The following is a 5,299-nucleotide window of genomic DNA, read 5'->3' on the forward strand; positions in this document are numbered from 1 at the left end:
AAATTTAACCTTGGAAGGTCAACAAACCCTAGAGTAACTAAAACTAAGAGGTAATCGTATGTTTAAGGGGTTAATATTACCGGGATTTGCCATTGTGGGCTTGCTTAGTGCGATGAACGCAATCTCGTCAGATGAAGTAGCTAAACCCAGTGATTTAAATGCAACCATGCATGTAGAAAAGCTAGTGCTTGGCTCAGGTTGCTTTTGGGGGGCAGAAAAACGCTATGAAGCACTTAATGGGGTACTCGATGCAGAGTCGGGTTATGCTGATGGGCATGGGTTTAAACCAACCTACAGAAATATAACTAAGTTATCGCGCCGCTTTGATGAAGATAATTACGCCGAAGTGGTGCAGGTTACATTTAATAGCAATATCATTTCAGCAAAAGAGCTGCTGCAAAATTATTACGAAAGCCACGATCCGACTCAAAGGAACCGCCAAGGTAATGATGTAGGCACGCAATATCGCTCTATTATTTTAACTACAAGTGATGAGCAAGCAAACACCGCGCTTGCGGTAACACAGCAGTATCAGCAGTTACTCACCAAAGCAGGTTATGGAAAAATTGCTACACAAATTAAGCCACTTGAGCGATTTTACTCTGCAGAAGAGTATCATCAAAATTACCTTGAAAAAAATCCAAACGGCTATTGCCCAGATCATTCAACCGGTGTTGTTTTTAGTCAAGACGAAAAGCAGCAGCTTGATAACACTGCATTGTTGACTGGCAAACAAATTGTTATTTTAGACTCTCGTGATTACTGCCCTTACTGTGAAAAGTTTAAAGCGGCGGTAGCCAATGACTACAAAGGCACAATACCAATGACATTTCGTCATGCTGATCAGCTAAATGGCTTAACCATCAAATCGGCTACTTGGGCTACACCCACCATCTTATTTTTAGAAGATGGAGTAGAAGTGTATTCTCGCCAAGGTTATATGGATGCCGAGCTGTTTTATAAGGCGCTAGGGGCATTTAAGCTTGGTGACAGTGAAGCTTATAAAGTAGCGTTTAATGCTAAAACCGACAGCCCGTATTGTAAAGAGTACGCTATTTTTAAAAACACCCCCGATGGCATTTTTATCGATAAACTCAGTGGTGAACCCTTGTTTGATACCCGCGACAGATTTAATTCGGGTACTGGCTGGTTGTCGTTTACACACCCTGTAAAAGACAGCGTAACGCAACATGAAGATAACAGTTGGGGAATGCAACGTATTGAGCTTAAGTCTAAAAGTACTGGTATTCATTTAGGTCATTTATTTCCAGGGGAAGGGCCAAAAGGTCAAGATAGATATTGTATTAATGCCACCGTATTAGAATTTGTCGCTCGTGATGAAATAAACAGATCAGATGATGTTTAAGCTAATTAGCAAATAGGCAAATTTTAAGCAAAAAAAAGCAGCGAGACTTAAATAAGGTCGCTGCATTTCAATTGACAACATCTTCACACACAATAAAGATTCGGGGGGTTGTATTAGTAAAAACTAATGCTGAATTATTGGTGCTGATTTGAATGTAAATAAAAACAACTCAAGCTCAGTCACCACCGGACTTGAGTTGCTTTTTACACTGACAACATCTTCACACACAATAAAGATTCTTATATTTATTGGCGGGTGTAAGCGTAAAATAAAAACAACCCAAGCTAAGTCACCACCGAACTTGAGCTGTTTTTTACACTGACAACATCTTCACACACAATAAAGATTCTTTTTACTAGCTTGTTGTTACAAACTAATTAAATTTGGTTTCAGTAACGCGTTTTATTATTTTTGGTCGTTGCTGATTTGTTGAGTTAACTTTAGAGCTTTTACTCAATTTCGACAAGCGATAAAAACAAAACTAATAAGTGAAAAAAACTAATCTATAAATTCAGTCAACAAGGAGTTGCTCAAGTGGTTGATAATGCTGGTTATATTTTATTTTTTGAGATTTGCGTGAGACACGAAAAAAATATTTTAAAAAGGTCGTAAATAATAAAACGCCCATAAAAGGGCGTTTAATTAATAGTCACTTTGTTTGTCTGAAGGTGTTAATTACCCACTTGGCAAATAAGTCGAGCGGGTGGTTTGCCGTACTAGAGCCGTGTTGTACCAAGTAGTATTTATCTTTGGTGGTAAGGGGTTGTTCAAACAGTTTATAGAGCCATTGCTCATCCAGCCAGCTTTGGCTAATTGGTAGAGGAATAAGCGCAATGCCCATTCCTTGTTGCGCCGCTCTTGCTACACCAAACATACTATCTATTTGAATAATTTGTGTTGGAGAAAAGTCATCAATCCCAACTTTTTCTGCCCACTGATGCCAAGCCCAAGGCCGTGCTTTATGCACAATAAGCGGCACTTGATTAAGCGCTTGGCAATGATCGTTTTGCCATTGTTCAAGTAGTTTTTTATTACACGCTGGAATATATTCTAAATTAAATAACTCAGTAGCCAGTCCATCAAGCGGTTTACTTGAAGATAAAATTATAGATAAATCACTTTGGCGAGTTAGTTCTTTGCGCGTTTTGAGGGTATCCATGTGTAAATTAATATTAGGGTGCTCGCTGGTCCATTCACTGAGCTTAGGCATTAACAATTCACTGGCAAAAAATTCGGGCAGGGTAATGGTTAAGTTTACATTTTGTTGTAACTGACTAAATTCATTAATGGTGCTCTCTAGCATATTTATAATTCTTGAATTCAAGTATTAAGTGCAATCATTATGCAGCCACCAGAACTTCTGATTGCCCCGTAAATAATTCATGAGGGGTTTTATACCCTCTTGTTTTTCTTGGCCGATGGTTGAGCTTATCAACTGCCGCCTGTATCTCTGCTTCACTTAGCGCCATAAAGTCAGTTCCCTTGGGGAAGAAGCGTCTAAGTAAGCCGTTGGTATTCTCATTTATGCCCCGCTCCCATGATGAATAGGGATGAGCGAAATACACATCAGCTTCTAATGCTTGTGCAACATGCTCATGGTGAGCAAACTCTTTTCCATTATCTAACGTCACGGTAATAACCCTATCTTTATATGGTGTCATACACGTGATCAGCGCATCGGCTGTTATTTTCGCATGCTTGCTTTCAATTCTGTGAACGACTGTATATAACGTTTTACGTTCAACCATTGTGACAAGCGCATTTTTACGCCCTTTACCTATCACTGTATCGCCCTCCCAATCACCAATCCTAGACTTTGAATCCACAATACTTGGGCGTTCATCAATGCTGACTCGATTAACTATCTGTCCACGTTTATCATAGCTTCCATAGCGTTTTTTATACTTTTTACATGCACGAGTGAGTGTCTTATGTAGCTTGCCACCACGAGCCTTGTCTCTGTAAATATATTGATAAATTGTTTCATGATGTAAAACGACCTGTTTCTCTAAAGCTAAGCGGCCTGCCACTTGCTCAGGGGAAAGTCCGTCATGCAACAATTTATTAATCCAGTGAGTGACGTCCTCTGTTAACTTACTTGCTTTGAAAGATGACTTACGTCTTTGTTCAGCAAAGTTATTGGCTTGGTTAGGCCGATAGCCTTTAAGTCCTTTATTGCGTTTTAGCTCTCTAGAAATAGATGACGGTGAACGAGTTAGTTCTTCAGCTATCTGCTTTTGGTTATTTCCTGCTTTTATTAACGCGTAAATCTGGTATCTTTCTTCTTGTGTCAGCTGTTTATATTTCATTAAAGCAATTTCCTTTGGCGAGAAAATGGCCGAATTATAACAGCTGGCCATCTAATCTGAGAAATTGCACTTATTATCCGAATTTAGGTTTTATTAAACATATTTTTACTGCATAAACAGCACAAGAGTGAATTTTACTCAGCTTTTTTGTCCATTTATCCGTCCATTCCTTTGTCTGTTTTAATGCTTTAATAGTTAATAAACAGCGCTTCTTTACTTTAGGTTGTTACATAAACTTTCATAGAAAAAATCACTCGTTTGGTTTAAACTGCGCGCAATTTAAATACTTCAGTCTCCCTTGGAGGGTAGCGCTATTATTAGTACAGCTAACATCACCATGCAATTTGGTGCTAAACCGTTATTTGAAAATATCTCAGCTAAATTTGGCGAATCAAACCGTTATGGTTTAATTGGTGCCAATGGGTGTGGTAAATCAACGTTTATGAAAATTCTAAGCGGTGAGCTTGAGCCATCATCGGGTAATGTAAGCACAGATCCTAATGAACGTGTTGCTAAACTAAATCAAGATCAATTCGCTTACGAAGAGTACTCAGTGATCGATACTGTAATTATGGGTCACAAAGAGCTTTGGGATATTAAACAAGAGCGTGACCGTATCTATAGCCTACCTGAGATGAGTGAAGAGGATGGCATGAAAGTAGCCGACCTTGAAACTGAGTTTGCTGAAATGGATGGCTATTCTGCCGAGTCAAAAGCGGGTGAGCTATTATTAGGTGTTGGTATAGCGACAGAGCAACATTACGGTCCTATGTCTGAAATCGCACCCGGTTTTAAATTGCGTGTACTATTAGCTCAAGTGTTGTTTTCAGACCCTGATATCATGTTGCTTGATGAGCCTACCAATAACTTGGATATATACACGATTAAGTGGTTAGAAGATGTACTTAATCAACGTGACTGTACCATGATTATCATCTCGCATGACCGTCATTTTTTAAACTCGGTTTGTACACACATGGCCGATATTGACTATGGTGAGCTACGTATTTACCCGGGTAATTACGATGAATATATGTTTGCAGCAACTCAAGCTCGCGAACGTTTATTGAGTGAAAATGCCAAAAAGAAAAGCCAAATTGCTGAACTACAGCAGTTTGTATCGCGCTTTTCTGCTAATGCTTCAAAAGCAAAGCAAGCAACTTCACGTGCAAAACGTATTGATAAAATTCAATTAGACGAAGTGAAAGCCTCATCACGTCAGTCGCCATTTATTCGTTTTGAACAAGAAAAGCAGTTATTCCGTAACGCGCTTGAAATGACCAGCTTATCGCAAGGCTTTGAAGAAACTTTATTCTCAGGATTAGAAGGCCTAGTTGAAGTAGGTGAACGCATTGCTATTATTGGTGAGAATGGTGTGGGTAAAACAACACTACTAAACACCTTAGCAGGGCGTTTAGCACCTAAAAGCGGTGAGTTCAAATGGTCTGAAAATGCTAACATTGGCTATTATGCACAAGATCATGCCGATGAGTTTGAAAAAGACATGAACTTATTTGAGTGGATGGAGCAGTGGCAGCAAGAGGGTGATGACGAGCAAGTTGTTCGTAGTTTCTTGGGTCGTATGTTGTTTTCGCAAAACGATATTAAAAAATCTGTAAAAGTT

At 39.2% G+C, this 5,299-nt stretch carries 3 protein-coding genes and 1 pseudogene; 2 read left to right on the forward strand and 2 right to left on the reverse strand.

The genetic code is table 11. The features are described 5' to 3' along the window. The first annotated feature begins 58 nt into the window (after positions 1-58). Complete coding sequence (gene msrA, locus B4F91_RS04990) at positions 59-1,366, forward strand: peptide-methionine (S)-S-oxide reductase MsrA (RefSeq protein ID WP_288635399.1); 1,308 nt, start codon at positions 59-61, stop codon at positions 1,364-1,366. 649 nt (positions 1,367-2,015) lie between these two features. Here the strand turns inward: msrA and B4F91_RS04995 are convergent. Both B4F91_RS04995 and B4F91_RS05000 read right to left on the reverse strand, forming a co-directional pair. After that, positions 2,016-2,684: pseudogene (locus tag B4F91_RS04995) on the reverse strand (LysR substrate-binding domain-containing protein); the annotation flags it as partial. Between the two features lie 22 nt (positions 2,685-2,706). After that, a complete protein-coding gene (locus B4F91_RS05000; RefSeq protein ID WP_288635400.1) occupies positions 2,707-3,675 on the reverse strand; it encodes an IS30 family transposase in 969 nt (322 codons plus the stop codon). A gap of 313 nt (positions 3,676-3,988) precedes the next feature. On the opposite strand from B4F91_RS05000, the gene B4F91_RS05005 reads away from it, so the two are divergent. Further along, the coding region (locus B4F91_RS05005; RefSeq protein WP_288635401.1) for an ABC-F family ATPase at positions 3,989-5,299 on the forward strand (1,311 nt) is incomplete at its 3' end.

This window comes from Pseudoalteromonas sp. UBA6610 (genome assembly GCF_002433295.1).
Classification (GTDB): domain Bacteria; phylum Pseudomonadota; class Gammaproteobacteria; order Enterobacterales; family Alteromonadaceae; genus Pseudoalteromonas; species Pseudoalteromonas atlantica.

Coding starts and splice junctions, on each gene's coding strand:
- msrA (WP_288635399.1), top strand. CDS start 59: ATGTTTAAGGGGTTAATATTACCGGGATTTGCCATTGTGGGCTTGCTT.
- B4F91_RS05000 (WP_288635400.1), bottom strand. CDS start 3,675: ATGAAATATAAACAGCTGACACAAGAAGAAAGATACCAGATTTACGCG.